The organism is Silvimonas amylolytica, assembly GCF_014645555.1.
In the GTDB taxonomy this organism is placed as follows: domain Bacteria; phylum Pseudomonadota; class Gammaproteobacteria; order Burkholderiales; family Chitinibacteraceae; genus Silvimonas; species Silvimonas amylolytica.
On sequence record NZ_BMLY01000001.1, the window covers coordinates 304,888 to 324,182 of the forward strand.

Sequence of the window (19,295 nt, forward strand, 5' to 3'; positions counted from 1 at the left end):
CGGACAAACCTGCCCGGCAACAGGGGGCTGCCCTGGCCGAAAGACCTTGCGTGCGGGTTTATGGCAATTGTATATACAACCCAAAACCCCTGAAATGCACGCCTTTATCCCGCCAACTGCTTTGCCTGCCCACACAGTAATCAGGGCGGCATGATCAGAAATCAACCACACTGCCAGCAGGGCAAAACCAGACACGGAAAACAGCATGAGCCAGACCCTCCACCTGCAACCCGGCCATTTCACATTGCAAGACCTGCGCCAACTCTGGCTGACTCCGCACAACCTCCTGCTGGATGAGTCGGCCTGGCCCGCCATGCAATCTTCAGCAGATGTCGTGGCACGCATTTTTGGCAAAGGCCAGGCGGCGTATGGCATCAACACCGGCTTTGGCAAGCTGGCGCATACGCGGATCCCTGATGAGCAACTGGAAGAACTGCAGCGCAACCTGATCCTGTCGCACTCCGTTGGCGTGGGCGAAGCATTAAGTCCGGCCGTGGCCCGCCTTGTGATGGCATTGAAGATTGGCAGTCTGGCGCGCGGGTTTTCCGGCGTGCGTCCGCTGGTTGTGGAAACACTGCTCGCCGTACTCAATGCGGGCATCGTGCCGCATATTCCAGCCAAGGGATCGGTGGGCGCATCGGGCGATCTTGCACCGCTGTCGCACATGACGCTGACGTTGATGGGTGAAGGCGATGCCTGGGTCGATGGCGTACGTCTTCCCGCAGCCCAGGCACTGGTGAATGCAGGCATTACACCGCTACGCCTCGCCGCCAAGGAAGGACTGGCACTCATCAATGGCACACAGGTTTCCACTGCATTGACACTCAACGGCCTATTCCTGGCTGAACGCGTCTTTGCAGCCGCTACATTGTCTGGCGCCCTGTGCATTGACGCGGCCCGGGGCAGTGATGCGCCATTTGATGCGCGGATTCACGCGGTACGCGGTCAGCCCGGTCAGATCAAGCTGGCCAACATCTATCGTGAGTTACTGGTTGGCAGCGTCATTCGTCATTCTCATCTGGAAAACGACGAGCGCGTGCAAGACCCGTATAGCCTGCGTTGCCAGCCCCAGGTCATGGGCGCTTGCCATGATCTGATCAGTCAGGCGGCCCGTACGCTGTTGATAGAAGCCAATGCTGTCACTGACAACCCGCTGGTGTTTGCGGGTGAGGACGGCGAACCAGACGCGGTCTTGTCTGGCGGCAACTTCCACGCCGAGCCGGTTGCTTTTGCCGCCGATACGCTTGCGCTCGCCATCTCTGAAATCGGCGCATTGTCAGAGCGCCGCATCGCCCTTTTGATCGACGCCTCGCTCTCTGGCTTGCCACCGTTCCTGGTCAACGCACCCGGACTGAACTCTGGTTTCATGATTGCGCATGTCACTGCGGCAGCATTGGCGTCCGAAAACAAAACACTGGCACACCCGGCCAGCGTTGACAGCCTCCCGACATCGGCCAACCAGGAAGATCATGTCAGCATGGCGACGTTTGCGGGTCGACGACTCAATGACATCGCCCGCAATACCGCCACAGTCGTCGGCATTGAATTGCTGGCGGCAGCCCAGGGCGTGGATTTCCATCGGCCGCTCGCAACTTCACCACGCCTGCAACAGACGCATCGCATCTTGCGTGACAAGGTGCCGTTCTATGACAAAGACCGCCTGTTTGCACCGGACATCGACGCTGCCACCACACTGGTGCTTGAAGGCAATCTTGTGGACGGCAACACAGACCTGCTCGCTCCGCTGTTTGACTGAATACCACCAGCACCAAAAACAAAAGCCGGACACCCCGCAAGGGCTCCGGCTTTTGTTTGTCCGCACAGCGAGGTGCAGTGAATCGTGCGGATTACAGATGAACCATCAACTGATCGATTAGTTCACCCATGGTCATACCACGCTCCGCCGCACGCTGGCGCAACAGGCGGCGCGTGCGTTCGTCAACCACCGCATTGAGTTGCACCGGCACTTGCACGCTAGTCACTTCACTCGACAACAACGCACTTTGCATGCGCATCTGACGACTACGGCGCTTGCGCTCTGCCGCCGTCATCGGCCGCATACCCACGCATGGCCGGCCACGCTTCAACACCATAGAAAGACCTGGCAGCTCAGCAGTCATCGTATCGGCAGCTTGCTTCATGATCGGTTTCCTTGTGTGACTTGCGAACTAAAATGAGATGACCTAATTATGTGACAAGTCACAAAATAAAGCAAGCTTTTTACGCGCATTTAATACAGAAAAACCACGGTTTTGTGACCCATCACCAGCCCACCAGTGTGTGCGTCACGCATTTAAATATCTATTTAAAAACAGTAACCTACGATTTTGTGACCGCCACTCAACTGACCCATTGCAATTGTGTGACCATGGGCGGCAGCCAGGCGCACCGTCTTTTGTGACTTGCCACCAAACAAAGCAACCCCTGAAGCGTGACTAGTCGCGCTTTTTGAACGACTGCAGAAATACGATTTACCAGGCAAGCCTGAACCTGGCGCAAAACCCGACGCCGCCCAACTTGCCGCCAGGGCGCCCTTCGGGTAGCATTCGGGCTCTGTTGCGGGCGTCGTATAATGGTAATACCCAAGCTTCCCAAGCTTGTGCCGTGGGTTCGATTCCCATCGCCCGCTCCACAACCACCTGCAAATTCAATGACTTGCAGCAGGTTGTTTGACAGTCACTTGAAGTGACTGCAAATAAAAAAGGCCGCAAATGCGGCCTTTGTCGTTTCTTGCAGTCAAATCACTTCTAGAGACCCTCACTCCCTGCAATACCGAGGACTCACAATCAAAATCTCAATTTGCCTGCTGCCCGAAATCATCAAACGTGATGAAAGTGATTCGGCCAGGCTCGCTCTGCGCTGACACACTGAAATCCACGTTGGCTTTCCAGTATTCAAACGCCTCCGCCAGTTTGCCGCGGATGGTTTGCTCGAAAGTTTGCAGCAATCTTTTTTGCGCATCGTCAGGGGCCTGCTTGAATTTAGCCCATCCCTTTTCGGAGATCACGAAGGCCAGATTCAGCCCGTATTTCATTTCATCCGGAGCCCTGACATGGCGCGGCGTCGTGATGAATACATACAAATGGCCACCCACTGACTCTGCGCAACGCCCCACCACCCCTGGATCAACAGGCAATACCGGTGCCAATGTACTGGTAATGATGCTCAGGATTCGGGATTGCGCCTCGCGAATATCCATGTGCGGTTTACCTCGATTAAACATCAGGACTAAACACCCACCATAGCTCACACCTCGCCGGGACACGCACTCAAAGAAAGGCGACACCCCGACCTGAACCCGACCGCAACCAGACCCGGTGGGCCCGAGGCTTACTCCAGATTAAACCGTGAACGCGCCTCGCGCATCGCCGCATCAATGACTGCTTCATGCCCGGCCGGATTGCGCCAGGTTGCGATATTCCAGTTGCACCCATCGGCATCGGGCTCGTTCTTTAGCGGCACGGACACATGTTGATGATGCCCGTCATCAAGCAATAGCCTGTCGCCATTGATACGGTCAGACAACCAATGCTGAATCTGCTGTGGCGTGACCAGTTCTCGTGACATGTTGAACTCCTGGGGAAACGGAATGGAAAAATCAACCTAACACCTCCCGCCAACGAACAAGAGTCGCCGCACGCCTATATCAACGTAAGGATGCCTACCACATGATGTAGACATCACACCCCACAACTTCATAAGTAATTGCACTGAAATCAACACAGCAAGGAACCGCGAAACAAGTCACCCTTGAAATTGAAATATGTATACATATCAATATATTGAATGAATAAATTAAAGCTTCATGAAAGGCAGGGAGCACCCATCAAATGGCCACCATCTTTACGCTCACCGTAACACTTTGACATCGCCCCTTTCTCCCGCCGACTAGCGCCCGTTTGTTCAGAACAACGGCCACACGCCGCCTGCACCTGCCATGCTCTATGCGGATGACGGCAACAACCCGTCAGCTCATGCGACTTTGTTTCCTTGCCGGAAACACTGTTTTAACGATTGAACGTGGAAGCTTTTGACGCACAGGTGTAAGATGCGAAGGTTTTTCTGGCCCCGGCGCCGGATGTATAACCCGCCTTCTCACTTCAGTACCCAGTGACGCCCGTCCCTTGGTGCGACCTGACACTGTCAGTCGCCTCGGGTCTCTGTCATTTCTGGAAAGCGCGGTTTGCTCCCTCGCCCCGGCAGAAAATAGAGGGTTAGCTGTAACAAGTGCCATCTGTGCAGCACCTGCCCTTACCGGCAAAAGACCCCTTGTTTTGCAATGCAACCGGCCGCACACCATGGTGGTCTTGTATTGGCAAGTTTGGCCCACGAGGCCGGTTCCATCTTGAGAACAGGCGCGATTCGCACGAATACGCGCATCGACAGGAGCAGAAGAAATGTCCAAGCAACAAATCGGCGTTATCGGTATGGCGGTCATGGGCCGCAATCTGGCGCTGAACATCGAAAGCCGTGGTCATACGGTATCCATCTACAACCGCTCGTTCGACAAGACCGAAGAAGTCATCGCGGAAAATCCGGGCAAGAAGCTGGTTCCGTACAAGACACTGGAAGAATTCGTTGCTTCGCTCGAAACGCCTCGCCGCATTTTGCTGATGGTGAAGGCCGGTACCGCTACCGACGCCACCATCGACCAACTCAAGCCGCTGCTCGCCAAGGGCGACATCATTATTGATGGCGGCAACACCCTGTACACCGACACCATCCGTCGCAACAAGGAACTGTCGGACCTGGGCTTCAACTTCATCGGCACCGGCGTGTCCGGCGGTGAAGAAGGCGCACTGAAGGGCCCGTCCATCATGCCGGGTGGCCAGAAAGAAGCCTACCAACTGGTGGCTCCGATCCTGACGCAAATCGCTGCGAAGGCACCGGATGGCGAACCGTGCGTGGCCTACATCGGCCCGGATGGCGCTGGTCACTATGTGAAGATGGTGCACAACGGTATCGAATACGGCGACATGCAGCTGATCGCTGAAGCCTATGACATCCTGAAGAACGTTCTGGGCCTGACCAACGCTGAACTGGCCGACGTATTCGCCGACTGGAACAAGGGCGAACTGGACAGCTTCCTGGTTGAAATCACTGCCAACATCTTCAAGAAGAAAGACGAAGACACCGGCAAGGAACTGGTTGACGTGATCCTGGACCAGGCTGGTCAAAAGGGTACCGGCAAGTGGACTTCCAAGTCTGCTCTGGACCTGGGCGTACCGCTGCCCCTGATCACCGAATCCGTGTTCGCACGTTTCATCTCCGCACTGAAGAAAGAACGCGTTCAGGCCGCCAAGGTGCTGAAGGGCCCGGCTTCCAAGCCTGCCATCGCCGACAAGGCCGCCTTCATTGAAGCCGTGCGTCGCGCGCTGTACCTGTCCAAGATTGCTTCGTACGCTCAGGGCTTCGCCCAGATGCGCGCTCAATCGGACGAAAGCGGCTGGGATCTGCAATACGGTGAAATCGCCCAGATCTTCCGCGCTGGTTGCATTATCCGTTCGGGCTTCCTGCAGAACATCACCGATGCATACAAGAAGAACCCGAGCCTGACCAACCTGCTGCTGGATCCGTACTTTGCTGGCGTTGCCAACGAGTACCAGGCGGCCCTGCGTGAAGTGGTTGCTGCTGCCGTTCAAGCTGGTATCGCTGTGCCGACTTTCGGCTCCGCCATCAGCTACTACGACAGCTACCGCGCTGAGCGCCTGCCGGCCAACCTGATCCAGGCCCAGCGCGACTACTTCGGTGCTCACACTTTCGAGCGCACCGACAAGGAAGGCATCTTCCACGCTGAGTGGTTCTAAGCGTTCTGACGCGATCCGTGGCCTGCCACGGCAGCGACAACAAAATCCGGTCATCTTGCGATGGCCGGATTTTTTTTGGTCACTCGCCGCACCACAAGAAGGCCAACCATATGGCCATCGACCCACAAATGGGCACACGCCCACACAAGCGTTACGGCCCGATGACGAGCCCGCAACAAATTTCGTCCGGAACAAAGTTATCAGCAGCGAGCCGATTGATTTGCTCTAGAATACGCAACCGTTGCCGTCAGGACAGCCGCCCGACGGTAGCAGTTTTGTCATCAGATACAGGCGTTCGCTTGCGCCCCACCCGCGCGCCGGCGAAACAACGAATCAAAAACGCCAACACGATTGGTCAGGAGTTGCACTTTATGAATCGCAAAATCATTGCAGCGGCCCTTGCCGCAACACTCGGGCTGTCCAGCCTGACCGCTCTGGCCGCGAACGTGCCGGCCGGCGTCAAACTGGCAGACAAACAGGAACTGGTTCGCCACAACGGTACAGAGCCGGATTCGCTTGATCCGTCACTCTACGAAACCAAACCGGCGAACTATATCGATAGCGACTTGTTTGAAGGTCTGACCCGCAACGGCGCTGATGGCAGCATCCAGCCAGGCGTGGCAGAAAGCTGGAAGCAGACCGACCCGCGGACCTGGGTATTCAAGCTGCGCAAAGATGCGAAGTTCTCTGACGGCAGCCCGATCACCGCAAATGATTTTGTGTATTCCTGGCAGCGTACCGTGGACCCGAAAACCGGCTCTAAGTACACCATCCTGCATGAGTTCATCCTGAACGCCAAAGATATCGTTAACGGCAAAAAACAACCCAAAGACCTGGGCGTGAAGGCCGTCGACAAATACACACTGGAAGTGAAGACCACTGACGTTGTGCCGTTCTTCCCGGGTCTGGCTGCCATGGGCAACATGGCGCCACTGAAGAAAGACGCCATCGACAAGAACGGCAAAGAATGGGTCAAGCCGGGCAAGATGATTTCCAACGGCGCTTACATGCTGTCTGAGTGGGTACCCAACAACCGCGTTGTGCTGGTAAAGAACCCCAACTACTGGAATGCCAAATCGGTTGTCATCACCAAGGTGACCTACAACCCGACCGAAAGCGATGACACCGCTCTGAAGATGTACAAGTCTGGCGAAGTCGACTGGACCGATGAAATCCCGACCGGCATTTACGCCTCGCTCAAATCCCAATTTGGCGCAGAACTGCGCAACACACCGTGGCTGGGTGTGTACTACTTCAACCTGAACAACAAGCTGCCGGAATTCCAGGACAAGCGTGTTCGTCAGGCACTGTCGATGGTCATTGATCGCGACATCCTGACTCAGAAAGTCACCGGCAACGGCGAAACCCCGGCCTACAGCCTGTTTGTGAAAGGCACGATTGCGGGCACGCCAACCACTTACGCCTGGACCAAAGAGCCGATGGCCCAACGCGTTGCTGAAGCCAAAAAACTGTTGTCTGATGCCGGTTACGGCCCAGGCAAGAAGCCACTGAACCTGAAGATCACCTACAACACCAATGAGATGCACAAGAAGATTTCGCTCTTCCTGGCCTCTGAATGGAAAACCAAACTGGGTCTGGCCACCAGCATGGAAAACCAGGAGTTCAAGGTGTTCGTGAAAACCCGTCACGACGGCGCTTATCAGTTGGCTCGCAACGCCTGGATTGCTGACTACAACGACGCCACCACCTTCCTTGACCTGGTCCGTTGCGGCAGCGCGCAGAACGACACCTTCTACTGCAGCAAGGATGTCGACGCCGCCATCGCCGAGGGCAACCAGCAAACTGATCCGGCCAAGCGCACTGCCGCCTATAGCAAGGCCATGCAGACCGCCATGGACGACTACGCAGTCATCCCGATGTTCCAGTACTCCAAGGCGCGTCTGGTCAAGTCTTATGTCGGTGGTTACACCAACACCAACTATCTTGACGACTACCTGTCCCAAGACTTCTACATCATCAAACACTGAGCCAGATCAATACGACAGGATCGCGACCGTGACGCCGCAATACGGTATTACCCGTTTTTGCCCGCCAGTCATGGTCGCGTCCTGTTCCGGTTGATTTCTGGAATAATGGCGCGGCTCTGAGGAGCGCGCCTTTTTGTCGTTCGGTTGGGAAGAAGAACAATGTGGTCATATATATTCCGGCGCGTATTGTGGGCGATCCCCACCATACTGGCCGTCATTACCGTTTGCTACGTGATGCTTCACCTCACCCCTGGTGGACCTTTTGATAGCGAACGTCAGGTTTCCCCGGCAGTACTGGCCAATTTGCAGGCCAAGTACCACCTTGATCTGCCGCTGTGGAAACAATACCTCTACTACCTGAAAGATCTGCTACATGGTGATCTGGGTGCTTCATTCCGCTACGCGGACTGGAGCGTCAATGCACTGGTTGCCCAGGCTCTACCGGTTTCGCTGAGCATCGGCGGCACGTCGATGGTTCTTGCACTGGTCATCGGCGTAGCACTGGGCATTGCCGCTGCGTTGCGCCAGAACAGCACTGTTGACTACGTGGTGATGTTTTTAGGCAACATCGGCAACACCTTGCCGTCGTTTGTACTCGGGCCGATTCTGGTGCTGATCTTCGCGATCTGGCTCAAGCATCCAGACGGTTCAGGCTATTTGCCTGCGGGCGGCTGGGACGGCTCTGTAAGGTACATGATCCTGCCTATCGCCTTGCTGACCATCATTAACGTGGCAACGATCGGTCGCATCATGCGTGCTGGTTTGATCGAGACCATGAGCAGCAACTTTATCCGCACAGCCCGCGCCAAAGGCCTGCCGCTGCGGACCATTGTGCTGCGTCATGCCATTCGCCCGGCACTGGTACCCGTAGCCTCGGTACTTGGCCCGCTGGCGATCAGTTCGATCACTGCCGCCGTAGTAACGGAAACCGTGTTTGCACTGCCGGGTTTGGGCAAATTGATTGTCAACGCCGCCACCAATCGCGATTACACGCTGGTATTGGGTCTGGTGGTGCTGGTCACGATCATTGCCATGCTGTTCAGCCTGTTGATCGATCTGATCTACGCAGTGCTTGATCCCCGAATCCGTTACTGAGGTAGCCCCATGTTTTTCCGACGCAAACAACTTGCGGTGGCTGGCGCGATCAGTGACCTGCCACTGGCGAGCGTGCAAGGTCGTAGCCCTTGGGTAGACGCCTTCCGCCGTTTTTCGCACAACAAAGCTGCCGTGTTCAGCACGGTCTTGATGCTGTTGATTACCCTGGCCTGTGTGTTCGGGCCGCTGCTGCTCCCCAATGCTTTCGACGACACCGACTGGGGCGCCATCAGCATGCCCCCCACCTGGGCTGGCACGCATTGGTTTGGCACTGACGAACTGGGCCGTGACATTCTGGTTCGCACCTTGATTGGCGGTCGCATCTCTTTGCTGGTTGGCCTGCTGGGTACACTGGCCAGCGTGGCGATTGGCATTGCCTGGGGCGCTGTCGCCGGCTTTCTGGGTGGCAAGGTCGACTCGGTCATGATGCGGATCGTCGACATGATGTACGCCGTACCTTACCTCGTGATCGCCATTTTGATGATGACGTTGTTCGGCCGCGAGTTCTATCTGGTCGTCATTGTGATCGCCATTTTCTCGTGGATCGATACCGCCCGGGTGGTACGTGGCCAGACGCTGACGATCAAATCGCGTGAGTTCGTCGAGGCCGCACATGCCATCGGTGTTCCGACTTCGCGGATCATCTTCAGTCATATCGTGCCGAACTTGCTGGGCATCGTCGCGATCTACACCACGGTAACGGTACCGGGTGTGATTCTGACCGAATCCGTGCTGTCTTTCCTGGGACTGGGTGTGCAAGAACCGATGACCAGCTGGGGCGCCCTGATTGGTGACTCGGTCGGCAAGATGGATGCCACGCCGTGGATGTTGTTGTTCCCTTCCCTGTTCCTGTGCCTGACCCTGGCCAGCGTCAATTACATTGGCGATGGTCTACGTGATGCATTTGATCCGAAAGATCGCTGAGGTCCGCCATGAGTCTATTGCAAGTAAAGAATCTGGGCGTGCGTTTCACGACGCCCGACGGCGTGATCAGTGCGGTCAACGGCGTCAATTTTGAACTGGAGCGCGGTAAAACCATCGGCATCGTTGGCGAATCCGGCTCTGGCAAAAGCCAGACTGTGCTGGCACTGATGGGTCTGCTGGCCAAAAACGGCCAAGCCACCGGCGAAGCGCTGTTTGAGGGCAAGAACCTGCTGGAGATGACGCCCAAGCAGCTTAACGGCATCCGCGGCGATCGCATTTCCATGATTTTCCAGGATCCGATGACCTCGCTGAACCCGTATCTGACGGTGGAACGTCAGATGACGGAAGTGCTGGAACTGCATAAGGGCATGAGCCGCAAGCAAGCCAGAACCCGCGCCATTGAACTCCTGGAAGCGGTCAAGATCCCGGAAGCCGCACGCCGCGTGAACATGTATCCGCACGAGTTCTCTGGCGGCATGCGTCAGCGCGTGATGATCGCCATGGCCCTGTTGTGCGAGCCGGAAATCCTGGTCGCCGACGAACCGACCACGGCGCTGGACGTTACAGTACAAGCGCAGATCATCAGCCTGCTGAAGGATCTGCAGCGCGATTTCGGCACCTCCATCATCATGATCACCCATGATCTGGGCGTTGTGGCTGGCATTTGCGACAAAGTCATGGTCATGTACGGCGGGCGCACCATGGAATACGGCAGCGCCGACGATATCTTCTATCGCCCCACCCACCCGTACACGATTGGTCTGCTGAACGCCTTGCCGCGTCTTGATCATGAAGGCGCTGAACTGGTGTCGATTCCGGGCAATCCACCCAACATGGCACATATGCCGGCCGGTTGCCCGTTCAGCGAACGCTGCTCGCTGGCCGATGCGCGCTGCATCACAGAGATGCCACCACTGATCGCTGCGGCAGATCAACCGCAAGTATTGCGGGCCTGCCACAAGACCGGGGCTGACGTCATTGCTCTCAAGCACAAGGAGCCAGCCCATGTCTGAGAATCGTAAACCTATCTTGTCAGTCCGCGGCGTCAAGGTGCACTTCAAGGTACGCCAGGGCAACAACTGGCCATGGCAAGCGCCGCGCACACTCAGAGCCGTGGATGGCGTGTCGTTCGACCTGTTTGAGGGTGAAACGCTGGGCATTGTGGGTGAATCTGGCTGCGGTAAATCCACATTGTCACGCGCCATGCTGAATCTGATTCCGGCTACCGACGGCAGTATTGTCTGGATGGGCAAGGAAATGCGCGGCGCCAGCCATGCCGAATGGCAAGCCGCGCGCAAAGACATCCAGATGATCTTCCAGGACCCACTGGCGTCGCTGAACCCGCGTATGACTGTGGCACAGATCATTGGCGAACCACTGCGTACGCACCGCCCCGAACTGTCCAAAGACGAAGTCATGGCTCGCGTCAAAAAGATGATGGTGCGGGTCGGTTTGCGTGAACAACAGATCAACCGTTATCCGCATGAGTTCTCGGGTGGTCAGGCACAGCGCATTGGCATTGCCCGCGCGCTGATTCTGGAACCGAAACTGGTCATTTGCGATGAGCCCGTGTCGGCACTGGATGTGTCAATTCAGGCGCAAATCATCAACTTGCTCAAAGAGTTGCAACGTGAAATGGGCCTCTCACTCATTTTCATCGCGCATGATCTGGCGGTAGTCAAACACATCAGTGATCGCGTACTGGTCATGTATCTGGGACACGTCATGGAACTGGCCGGCAAGCACGCCTTGTACGATCAGCCCACGCACCCATACACCCAGGCACTGATGTCGGCCATTCCGCTGCCAGACCCGAAGGCCGAGCAAAACAAGGTCATCCAGATTCTGAGCGGTGAATTGCCCTCGCCCATCAACCCGCCTTCTGGCTGCGTATTCCGCACCCGCTGCCCCAAGGTGCAGACGCAATGCGCTCAAACTGAACCGCAGCTACACGGTGTTGCCAGTGGTGGTGAAGCTGCATGTCTGCTGGTTTGACGAGTGAGTCAGGCCCAATAAAAAAACCGGGTGAGATCACCCGGTTTTTTTCGTCCTTAGATCGCAAGCGAGCTCTGTTTACTGCCGCGTACGGATCGCCAACACAGCCTGATTACGCAATGTTTTCAAGAGATTAAGCGCGTTGGCTTCAATTTTCAGCGAACCGGCATCTTGTTTGTCGCCGTAGAAAAAACCCAACATGCGCTCACCAACCTTGATTGGAAACAGCACAAACGTGCCTGCGCCGATCTGCTGCCGATACCAGGCTGGCACGTGCAAAGCAATATTCGGAGCGTCTACATCTTCGATCAGGACATCCAGATTACGCTCCAGCGCAGCCTGGAAAACGTCACTCTTGCCACCGGCCAAATCGACCTGGAACAACGGCGCAATGGTGCCAATGTCGCCACCAAAACCAAAACGGGCCACCACCAGGGGCTTTTTGGCATCCCGCGTACAGAACAAAACGCGATCAAAGCCAATGCCGCGATACATGGCTTCCAGAATCATGCGCAGCACATCATTGAGATTGAAATTACTAACCAGCGACTGCGTAATATCCTGGACCCCGGCGGACAACACCGAAGCCGGATCACTGCCGGTCTGCGGAGATGTGGTCAGCACAAGGTCTTCCAGCGTGTCCTGATGCTGGCTCTCGCTGCCTTCACGCAACAAGGTCTGCAGAAACACGCTACTGCGCGGATCAACCCCAATGGCCGCCAGATAGCCCTGCAGCGCGGCGGCCGCCGCCTTCATGATCCGCTGGATATCTCGTACATCCAGGCTGGTGGCTGGTGCAAACAGTCGCGTGGGCTCCGCCAGCTTTGCCGGTGACTGCCCCACCAGCGGCACCAGGCGGGCGCTCAGGTTGGCATAAACGCGCAACCGCTCATTGGGGCTGGATGGCTCGCGGACCATGCCTTCAGGCAGAGGGCGCATTGCATTGATGATGCGATCCGGAAACAACCAGCTGCGCGCCACGCCCATACCCAGTTCATCCCAGGACAAACCCAATACCGCGATGACAGCCGACTCTTCACTGACCCCACTAAAAATGCGCCGGGATATCTCGCGAAATTCTTCCGGAAAATAATAAATCGTCAGCAGCCGGCCCAAATGGCTGAACATGCCGCAAATCAGGGATTCTTCGGCCTCCCTTGAGCCGCATTCCAGTGCGATCTGGCGCGCCAGCAAGCCTCCGTAAAACGCTTGCAATACACCCTCGCGCAACTGGGCTGCGTGCGATTTGCTGTTCATGTGCTCGAACAACAACAACGTCGTGGCCAGATTGCGAATCGTGTCAAAACCCAGAATGACAATCGCCCGGGAGATCGTACTGATCGTGCCGCCGTACTGACCATAGCTGGCCGAGTTCACGATACGCAGCAGTTTGTTGACCAGCGAGAAGTCGTTGAGAATCACGCTGGACAACACCTGCAAACGCTCTGAATCACCCTGATTAATCTTGTTGATGGCGCTAATGGCTTGCGAGAGTGCGGGAAAGTCACTGGTATGACGCATGCGGCGCAGCAAGAAATCCAGCGTGCCAGTCGTGGCCTCTGTCGCTGCCGTGTTGTGATCGCCGCGCCATTCCCGCAAAGCATCCCGCAAGGCATCGGCGGCCGGCGGTTTGACTTGCTGCGTACTGGCAAAAAGTTGCTCGAGTACGCCGTCGAGTTCCACTCTTTTAACCGCTTGAACAGACATGCCCGGCGCTGGGCGCTCCGTCAGCATGGTGTAAAATAATTGCCCGGCGGCTTGAAGATCGCCCTGCGCCGAACCGCGGCTATTGCCCACATCCATCAAACGCGGTCGGTGCTGGGCATCCATCACGACATTGTGTGCATTGATGTGCCCATGAATGAGGCCAGCAGTATGTAGCGCTGCCAGTGCATCCAGCAGGTCTATCAGCAAGTCCACCGCAGTAGACACCGTAAAATACTGACCTTCCAGCCGTGTGCCCTGCACGTACTCATAGACCAGTGCGGGCTGATCTTCCGCCTCAACCTGCTCTAGCAGGGTAACAAGGCCGGGATGCTGAAAGCCGACTGCATCTTCATCACCTTTCACACCCAGCCGGACGGCGACGTCGCGCCCGGCTTGCGTATCATGCGCGAGCCAGATACGGCCTTGCTGACCCTCTCCCAGAATACGCAGAAGCTGAAAACGATTCTTGAATGTTGCTGGCATGCTTCATCCCCCATGCCATTATCATAGCGAGACCGCTTAAGCCAGGCAGCAAATCAACCCACAAAGAGACACTTTGAAAGGAAAAACCTTACAAACGGTCTGATTCCTCTGCCTGGATGTTCGTGCAATTGCATTGCTGGAGCAATCTATCTGCTCTGATTATTTTTTAAGCCGGGCCACCAGGGCTTCAAGAACTGCCTGGGTCTCCGGCAAATACCACTCTGCGACAAAGGCATCCAGATCGAACCCGGCCTCGAAGGGGGCACGCAGTCCGGCGCGCGCAATGTGGCGTGTCTTCAGCATAGCCTGTCGTGGCAAACGGCCAAGTGCTTGCAACCAGGCAACAGCAGCGGGAATCACATCCGCCATGGGCTTGAGTTCATCCACCATGCCAAATCCCAGCGCTTCGCTGGCCGTAATCATGCTGCCAGCCACCAGCAACCGCTCGGCACGGTAGGCGCCGACAAGCCGGCGCAGCGCATTTTGCACGCACTCAGGGGCAACGAGGCCTACCTGCACCTCATTGAGACCAACGCGAAAATCACCTTCCGCCATGATCCGGTAGTCGCAGAAAATGGACAGCACCGCGCCGCCTGCAGGACTGTGACCGGTCATTGCCGAGACCACTGGCACCGGGCTCCCTGCCAGCGCCGCAAACAGTCCAAAGAAATCATCCATGGCCACTGTGAAGGCGGCACGGTCGAGCTTGAGCAGGGACGGCACGTCCAGTCCGGCCGAGAAAATACCTTGCGCGCCGGACAACACGACACCTGCGACATCGTCGTTGATGGCTTGTTGCAATTGCTGGCGCAAGGCGCGCAGCAAGTCCGGACCCAAGGCGTTCACCGGTGGCCTTGCCAGGCGCAGTTCGCGGACATTTCCTTCGTGTGCAATCACTTCCAGCATGTTCGTTCCTCTCTTTTGATTTATGCCGTACCAAGCCCAATACGCTGCATTATCCAGAAGCAGTTGATGCTGACACGCCCTGGTTTTCCCCTGGCGATGCGTTTGAAATGTCTGGCGCATAAAAAAACCGACGCAAGCGTCGGTTTTTGTTGATGCATGATCATCCGGATCAAGCGCGGCGCCAGGTGGTACCTTGCGGGCCATCTTCCAGCACGACGCCACCGGCAGTCAGTACGTCTCGAATACGATCAGACTCGGCAAAATTCTTTGATGCGCGCGCAGCTTTGCGTTGCGCAATCAGATCATCGATCTCTTCGGCCGAAAGACCATCATCCTGTGCACCGGCACCGGCTTGCAGGAATGCTTGCGCGTCACGCTGCAATAGACCCAATACACCAGCCAGTGCCTTCAACTCACCCGCCAGTTGGGCCGATTGCTGCTTGTTGGCCTCGTGAGCCAGTTCAAACAGCACGGCAACTGCTTCTGTGGTGCCAAAGTCATCATCCATCGCCGCTTTGAAGCGTGCGGCGTACGGTTGCGACCAGTCGATCTCGACCTCTGCCGGCGGTACGTTCTTCAGCGTGGTGTACAGACGGGTCAGCGCGTTTTTAGCGTCATCCAGGTTGGCATCACTGTGATTCAGTGGCGAGCGGTAATGTGCACGCAGAATGAAGAAGCGAATCACTTCCGCATCGAACTGCGCCAGGATCTCCCGGATGGTGAAGAAATTGCCCAATGACTTGGACATCTTCTCGTCATCGACCCGGATGAAGCCGTTGTGCAACCAGTAGTTCACGTACTTGTTGCCGTGTGCGCCTTCGGACTGGGCGATCTCGTTTTCATGGTGCGGGAACTGCAAATCCTCGCCGCCGCCATGAATATCAAAATGCTCACCGAGGTGATGGCAACTCATGGCCGAGCATTCAATATGCCAGCCCGGGCGACCCGAGCCCCACAGCGATGGCCATGCCGGCTCACCGGGTTTGGCGCCCTTCCACAAGACAAAGTCCATCGGATGCTGTTTGTTGGGGTCAACCTCAACCCGTTCGCCAGCGCGGAGGTCTTCGAGCGATTTGCCGGAGAGCTTGCCGTAGCCGGGAAACTTGTTGACGGCGTAGTACACATCGCCATTCGGGGCCGGATAGGCCAGGCCTTTGTCAACCAGCTGGCCAATCAACGACAACATGCCGTCGACGTGTTCCGTTGCTTTGGGCACGTGGTTCGGGCGCAGCACGCCCAGCGCGTCCGCGTCTTCGTTCATCGCATTGATAAAACGCGTGGTCAACTCGCCAATCGCCTCGCCATTTTCGGCAGCACGCTTGATGATCTTGTCGTCAATGTCGGTGATATTGCGCACGTAGTCGACTTCAAAACCAGAAGCTTTAAGCCAGCGATAGACCATATCGAACACCACCATCATGCGCGCGTGGCCGAGGTGACAGTAGTCGTACACCGTAATGCCACAGACATACATCTTCACAAGGCCTGGGGTGATGGGTACGAATTCCTGTTTCTCGCGAGCGAGCGTGTTGTAGACGTTCAACATGGTTTAACCAAAGTGAGGGACAAAGGGGGCATTTTAACAGAGCCCCTGCGCTTATATCAGCCAGGGGTCGCAAATCAGGATTGAGCCGGACCTGCAGCGGCCCCGGTCTCTGGCAGAATCAGGTTTCCCAGCTCCTGCAACGGTGGCAAGGCTGAAAGACTGGCCAGACCCAGGTCATCCAGAAACTGGCGAGTTGTGCCGAGCAACTCAGGCCGGCCAGGGACTTCCTTGTGGCCAATCACATCCAGCCAGCCGCGCTCTTTGAGCGTCTGGATGATCTGGCTGGACACGGTCACACCCCGGATTTCTTCAATATCACCGCGTGTTACCGGCTGTTTGTAGGCTACGATCGCCAGTGTTTCCATCACCGCCCGTGAATAACGTGGCGGTCTTTCGGGGTTCAGGCGCTCCAGATACGGCTGCATCTCAAGTCGCGCGCGGAACCGCCAGCCAGAGGCCAGCTTGATCAGTTCCACACCCCGGCCATGCCATGATTGCTGGATTTCTTCGAGCAAACCGTTGATCAACTGGCCGGCAATGTCTTCGGCAAATAATGTTTTGAGTGTGCTCAACGACAAAGGCTCAACCGCGACCAGCAGAGCGGTTTCCAGCACTTTTTGCATGTGGGCCCGATCGTACAGGCCGGCTTCGGTTTCAGGCGCACTCATGATCAGGCTTCTGGCGGCAATGGCATGACTTCAGTGGATGACGCGCCAGCCAGGCAGACGTAAATGGGCGCAAAGCCCTCGTCCTGGTTGACGTGGATGTATTTCTCTTTCACCAGTTCAAGCACCGCGATAAAGGTCACGACCAACAGCGGCACACCGCGGGTGGTGTCAAACAGCGTCTCGAACCGGGCAAATCGGCCATCTTGCAGCAATTTGAGGATATGTGTCATTTGCTCACGCACGGAGAGTTCATCCGGTTTAACCGTGTGACTCTTGTTGCGTTTGGCGCGCGCCAGGATGGCAAGCCAGGCCGTCTTGAGATCTTCCGGGCGGACATCCGGCAGACGCACAACCATATCTTTCTCAAACAATACGGTGACCAGCTGGAAGTCTCTGCCGGCTTGGGGCAACTGATCAAGCTCATAGGCGGCCAGTTTGACTTGTTCGTATTCCAGCAAGCGGCGCACCAGTTCAGCCCGTGGGTCAAGCTCTTCGCCGTCTTCATCTACCGAAGGCTTTGGCAGTAGCAGTCGCGATTTGATCTCGATCAGCATTGCGGCCATCAACAGATACTCAGCGGCCAGCTCCAGCCGGTCTACCCGCATGGCGTCGACGTATTCCATGTACTGCGCAGTAACACGCGCCATAGGGATATCAAGAATGTCGATGTTCTGTTTACGGATCAGGTACAGCAAGAGATCGAGCGGGCCTTCAAATGCATCCAGCAGCACACGCAAGGCATCAGGCGGGATGTAAAGGTCCTGCGGGTATTCGGTCACCGCCTCGCCAAAGACGTGCGCCAGCACCGCCGCCTCGGCCACTACAGCGGTAGCGGGATCAAGTCCGACGGTTTGATCTTCAACAGGTGATTGAGTCACGGCGTTCATGCAGAAAAATCAATGGGCTGGTGTTTAGTCGTAGGCCAGCCCCATTGCCTCGCGCACGTCCCGCATGGTCTCACGTGCAAGATCGCGTGCACGTTCACAGCCGTCGGCCACCAGGTTGCGGATCAGTGTTGGATCTTCCAGATAGGGCTGGGCACGCTCGAACATCGGTTTTTGCTCGGCCAGCACGCCATCAATGATCGGTTGCTTGCATTCAATACAGCCGATGCCTGCGGTAGTACAGCCCTGCACAACCCATTGCCTGGTGTCTTCGGTCGAATAAACCTGATGAAGCTGCCAGACCGGGCACTTCTCTGGATCGCCCACGTCGGTGCGACGTACGCGCGCCGGGTCAGTGGGCATCTGGCGGATTTTTTTGGTCACCGTTTCGGGATCTTCACGCAGGCTAATGGTGTTGCCATAGGACTTGGACATCTTCGCGCCATCCAGCCCGGGCATGCGCGAGGCTGTGGTCAACAAGGGCTGGGATTCAGGCAAAATCATTTTGCCGCCGCCTTCCAGGTAGCCAAACAGCCGCTCGCGATCGCCATGACTCAGGTTTTGCGTATCCGCCAGCATGGCGCGGGCAGACTCCAGCGCTTCTACATCGCCTTCTTGCTGATAACGCGTACGCAAGTCTTCATAAAGCTTGCCTTTCTTGCCGCCCATTTTCTTGATGGCGGCTTCGGCTTTCTCTGCAAAGTTGGGTTCTTTGCCAAACATGTGATTAAAACGTCGGGCGATTTCACGCGTGATCTCCACGTGCGGCACCTGATCTTCACCGACCGGCACCATGGTGCCGCGGTACAGCAAGATATCGGCCGACTGCAACAAGGGGTAACCCAGAAATCCATAGGTACCCAAATCCTTGCTGGACAGTTTCTCGATCTGGTCCTTGTAGGTAGGCACGCGCTCAAGCCAAGGCAGTGGCGTGATCATGGAAAGCAGCAAATGCAGCTCTGCATGTTCAGGCACCCGGCTCTGGATAAAGATGGTGGCCTGGGCGGGGTCAACCCCTGCCGCGATCCAGTCAATCACCATGTCCCAGACACTTTTTTCGATGACGGAAACATCGTCATAGGCTGTGGTCAGCGCATGCAGATCAGCCACCATGAAAAAGCATTCGTACTCGCTTTGCAGCCTGACCCAGTTCTTGAGCACGCCGTGGTAATGACCGAGGTGCAACTTGCCGGTCGGGCGCATGCCAGAGAGAACACGATCGGGAAACATTTCAAATCCTTGAATTCAAAGTGGTTTTATTATTACTTTTAATTACTGCAAATGCTGAAAAT

The 19,295-nt window shown here is 56.4% G+C and carries 17 protein-coding genes and 1 tRNA gene; 8 read left to right on the plus strand and 10 right to left on the minus strand.

The annotated features are described in order from the left end of the window. The first annotated feature begins 205 nt into the window (after positions 1–205). On the plus strand, positions 206–1,756 hold the full coding sequence (hutH, locus tag IEX44_RS01355) for a histidine ammonia-lyase (RefSeq protein ID WP_188687946.1): 1,551 nt from the start codon (positions 206–208) through the stop codon (positions 1,754–1,756). A gap of 91 nt (positions 1,757–1,847) precedes the next feature. Here hutH and IEX44_RS01360 read toward each other — a convergent pair whose 3' ends face one another. Further along, positions 1,848–2,141, minus strand: a complete 294-nt coding sequence (locus IEX44_RS01360) for a hypothetical protein (RefSeq protein WP_188687948.1) — start codon at positions 2,139–2,141, stop codon at positions 1,848–1,850. A gap of 417 nt (positions 2,142–2,558) precedes the next feature. On the opposite strand from IEX44_RS01360, the gene IEX44_RS01365 reads away from it, so the two are divergent. Then, positions 2,559–2,632, plus strand: a tRNA-Gly gene (locus IEX44_RS01365). A 162-nt stretch (positions 2,633–2,794) separates the two neighbouring features. On the opposite strand, the gene IEX44_RS01370 is transcribed toward IEX44_RS01365, so the two are convergent. Both IEX44_RS01370 and IEX44_RS01375 read right to left on the minus strand, forming a co-directional pair. Beyond that, entirely contained in the window at positions 2,795–3,199 is a 405-nt protein-coding gene (locus IEX44_RS01370) for a hypothetical protein (protein WP_188687950.1), read from the minus strand. 131 nt (positions 3,200–3,330) lie between these two features. After that, positions 3,331–3,567, minus strand: a complete 237-nt coding sequence (locus IEX44_RS01375; RefSeq protein ID WP_188687952.1) for a hypothetical protein — start codon at positions 3,565–3,567, stop codon at positions 3,331–3,333. An 830-nt stretch (positions 3,568–4,397) separates the two neighbouring features. Here IEX44_RS01375 and gnd point away from each other — a divergent pair. After that, positions 4,398–5,807 carry an NADP-dependent phosphogluconate dehydrogenase gene (gene gnd / locus IEX44_RS01380; RefSeq protein WP_188687954.1) on the plus strand — a complete coding sequence of 470 codons (1,410 nt, stop codon included), beginning with the start codon at positions 4,398–4,400 and terminating at the stop codon, positions 5,805–5,807. Positions 5,808–6,178: 371 nt separating this feature from the next. Next, positions 6,179–7,795 carry a peptide ABC transporter substrate-binding protein gene (locus IEX44_RS01385; RefSeq protein ID WP_188687956.1) on the plus strand — a complete coding sequence of 539 codons (1,617 nt, stop codon included), beginning with the start codon at positions 6,179–6,181 and terminating at the stop codon, positions 7,793–7,795. Here IEX44_RS01385 and IEX44_RS01390 read toward each other — a convergent pair. Beyond that, complete coding sequence (locus tag IEX44_RS01390; protein WP_188687958.1) at positions 7,785–7,964, minus strand: hypothetical protein; 180 nt, start codon at positions 7,962–7,964, stop codon at positions 7,785–7,787. The two genes, IEX44_RS01385 and IEX44_RS01390, sit on opposite strands and share 11 nt — an antisense overlap. Between IEX44_RS01390 and IEX44_RS01395 the strand changes: the two genes are divergently transcribed. Genes IEX44_RS01395 through oppF form a run of 4 tightly spaced genes read left to right on the plus strand, consistent with a single transcriptional unit; the run spans position 7,955 to position 11,809 of the window. Continuing rightward, complete coding sequence (locus tag IEX44_RS01395; protein WP_188687960.1) at positions 7,955–8,890, plus strand: ABC transporter permease subunit; 936 nt, start codon at positions 7,955–7,957, stop codon at positions 8,888–8,890. The genes IEX44_RS01390 and IEX44_RS01395 overlap by 10 nt on opposite strands. A gap of 9 nt (positions 8,891–8,899) precedes the next feature. Then, complete coding sequence (locus tag IEX44_RS01400) at positions 8,900–9,814, plus strand: ABC transporter permease (RefSeq protein WP_188687962.1); 915 nt, start codon at positions 8,900–8,902, stop codon at positions 9,812–9,814. Between the two features lie 8 nt (positions 9,815–9,822). Continuing rightward, positions 9,823–10,827 (plus strand): oligopeptide/dipeptide ABC transporter ATP-binding protein, encoded by a 1,005-nt coding sequence (locus IEX44_RS01405; RefSeq protein WP_188687964.1) that lies wholly within the window; start codon positions 9,823–9,825, stop codon positions 10,825–10,827. Then, positions 10,820–11,809: a murein tripeptide/oligopeptide ABC transporter ATP binding protein OppF gene (gene oppF / locus IEX44_RS01410; RefSeq protein ID WP_188687966.1), complete on the plus strand. Its 990-nt coding sequence runs from the start codon at positions 10,820–10,822 to the stop codon at positions 11,807–11,809. Before IEX44_RS01405 ends, oppF begins: the two co-directional genes overlap by 8 nt. A 78-nt stretch (positions 11,810–11,887) precedes the next feature. Here oppF and IEX44_RS01415 read toward each other — a convergent pair whose 3' ends face one another. The 6 genes from IEX44_RS01415 to IEX44_RS01440 all read right to left on the minus strand — a co-directional run bounded on the left by IEX44_RS01415 (position 11,888) and on the right by IEX44_RS01440 (position 19,233). Next, positions 11,888–13,999: an HDOD domain-containing protein gene (locus IEX44_RS01415; protein ID WP_188687968.1), complete on the minus strand. Its 2,112-nt coding sequence runs from the start codon at positions 13,997–13,999 to the stop codon at positions 11,888–11,890. A gap of 159 nt (positions 14,000–14,158) precedes the next feature. Then, positions 14,159–14,905 (minus strand): enoyl-CoA hydratase/isomerase family protein, encoded by a 747-nt coding sequence (locus IEX44_RS01420; RefSeq protein ID WP_188687970.1) that lies wholly within the window; start codon positions 14,903–14,905, stop codon positions 14,159–14,161. A gap of 169 nt (positions 14,906–15,074) precedes the next feature. Then, a complete protein-coding gene (cysS, locus tag IEX44_RS01425) occupies positions 15,075–16,451 on the minus strand; it encodes a cysteine--tRNA ligase (RefSeq protein ID WP_188687971.1) in 1,377 nt (458 codons plus the stop codon). A gap of 74 nt (positions 16,452–16,525) precedes the next feature. Then, positions 16,526–17,119 carry an SMC-Scp complex subunit ScpB gene (gene scpB / locus IEX44_RS01430; RefSeq protein ID WP_188687973.1) on the minus strand — a complete coding sequence of 198 codons (594 nt, stop codon included), beginning with the start codon at positions 17,117–17,119 and terminating at the stop codon, positions 16,526–16,528. A gap of 2 nt (positions 17,120–17,121) precedes the next feature. Next, complete coding sequence (locus IEX44_RS01435) at positions 17,122–17,997, minus strand: segregation and condensation protein A (protein ID WP_373287760.1); 876 nt, start codon at positions 17,995–17,997, stop codon at positions 17,122–17,124. Between the two features lie 33 nt (positions 17,998–18,030). Continuing rightward, positions 18,031–19,233: a tryptophan--tRNA ligase gene (locus tag IEX44_RS01440; RefSeq protein WP_188687976.1), complete on the minus strand. Its 1,203-nt coding sequence runs from the start codon at positions 19,231–19,233 to the stop codon at positions 18,031–18,033. Between the last annotated feature and the right edge of the window lie 62 nt (positions 19,234–19,295).

Bases quoted from the DNA above. Each gene is read 5' to 3' on its own strand.
- IEX44_RS01440 (WP_188687976.1), bottom strand. From the start codon at position 19,233: ATGTTTCCCGATCGTGTTCTCTCTGGCATGCGCCCGACCGGCAAGTTG.
- cysS (WP_188687971.1), bottom strand. From the start codon at position 16,451: ATGTTGAACGTCTACAACACGCTCGCTCGCGAGAAACAGGAATTCGTA.
- IEX44_RS01390 (WP_188687958.1), bottom strand. From the start codon at position 7,964: ATGACCACATTGTTCTTCTTCCCAACCGAACGACAAAAAGGCGCGCTC.
- IEX44_RS01415 (WP_188687968.1), bottom strand. From the start codon at position 13,999: ATGCCAGCAACATTCAAGAATCGTTTTCAGCTTCTGCGTATTCTGGGA.
- IEX44_RS01360 (WP_188687948.1), bottom strand. From the start codon at position 2,141: ATGAAGCAAGCTGCCGATACGATGACTGCTGAGCTGCCAGGTCTTTCT.
- IEX44_RS01385 (WP_188687956.1), top strand. From the start codon at position 6,179: ATGAATCGCAAAATCATTGCAGCGGCCCTTGCCGCAACACTCGGGCTG.
- IEX44_RS01375 (WP_188687952.1), bottom strand. From the start codon at position 3,567: ATGTCACGAGAACTGGTCACGCCACAGCAGATTCAGCATTGGTTGTCT.
- IEX44_RS01400 (WP_188687962.1), top strand. From the start codon at position 8,900: ATGTTTTTCCGACGCAAACAACTTGCGGTGGCTGGCGCGATCAGTGAC.
- hutH (WP_188687946.1), top strand. From the start codon at position 206: ATGAGCCAGACCCTCCACCTGCAACCCGGCCATTTCACATTGCAAGAC.
- gnd (WP_188687954.1), top strand. From the start codon at position 4,398: ATGTCCAAGCAACAAATCGGCGTTATCGGTATGGCGGTCATGGGCCGC.
- IEX44_RS01405 (WP_188687964.1), top strand. From the start codon at position 9,823: ATGAGTCTATTGCAAGTAAAGAATCTGGGCGTGCGTTTCACGACGCCC.
- scpB (WP_188687973.1), bottom strand. From the start codon at position 17,119: ATGAGTGCGCCTGAAACCGAAGCCGGCCTGTACGATCGGGCCCACATG.
- IEX44_RS01420 (WP_188687970.1), bottom strand. From the start codon at position 14,905: ATGCTGGAAGTGATTGCACACGAAGGAAATGTCCGCGAACTGCGCCTG.
- IEX44_RS01395 (WP_188687960.1), top strand. From the start codon at position 7,955: ATGTGGTCATATATATTCCGGCGCGTATTGTGGGCGATCCCCACCATA.
- oppF (WP_188687966.1), top strand. From the start codon at position 10,820: ATGTCTGAGAATCGTAAACCTATCTTGTCAGTCCGCGGCGTCAAGGTG.
- IEX44_RS01370 (WP_188687950.1), bottom strand. From the start codon at position 3,199: ATGGATATTCGCGAGGCGCAATCCCGAATCCTGAGCATCATTACCAGT.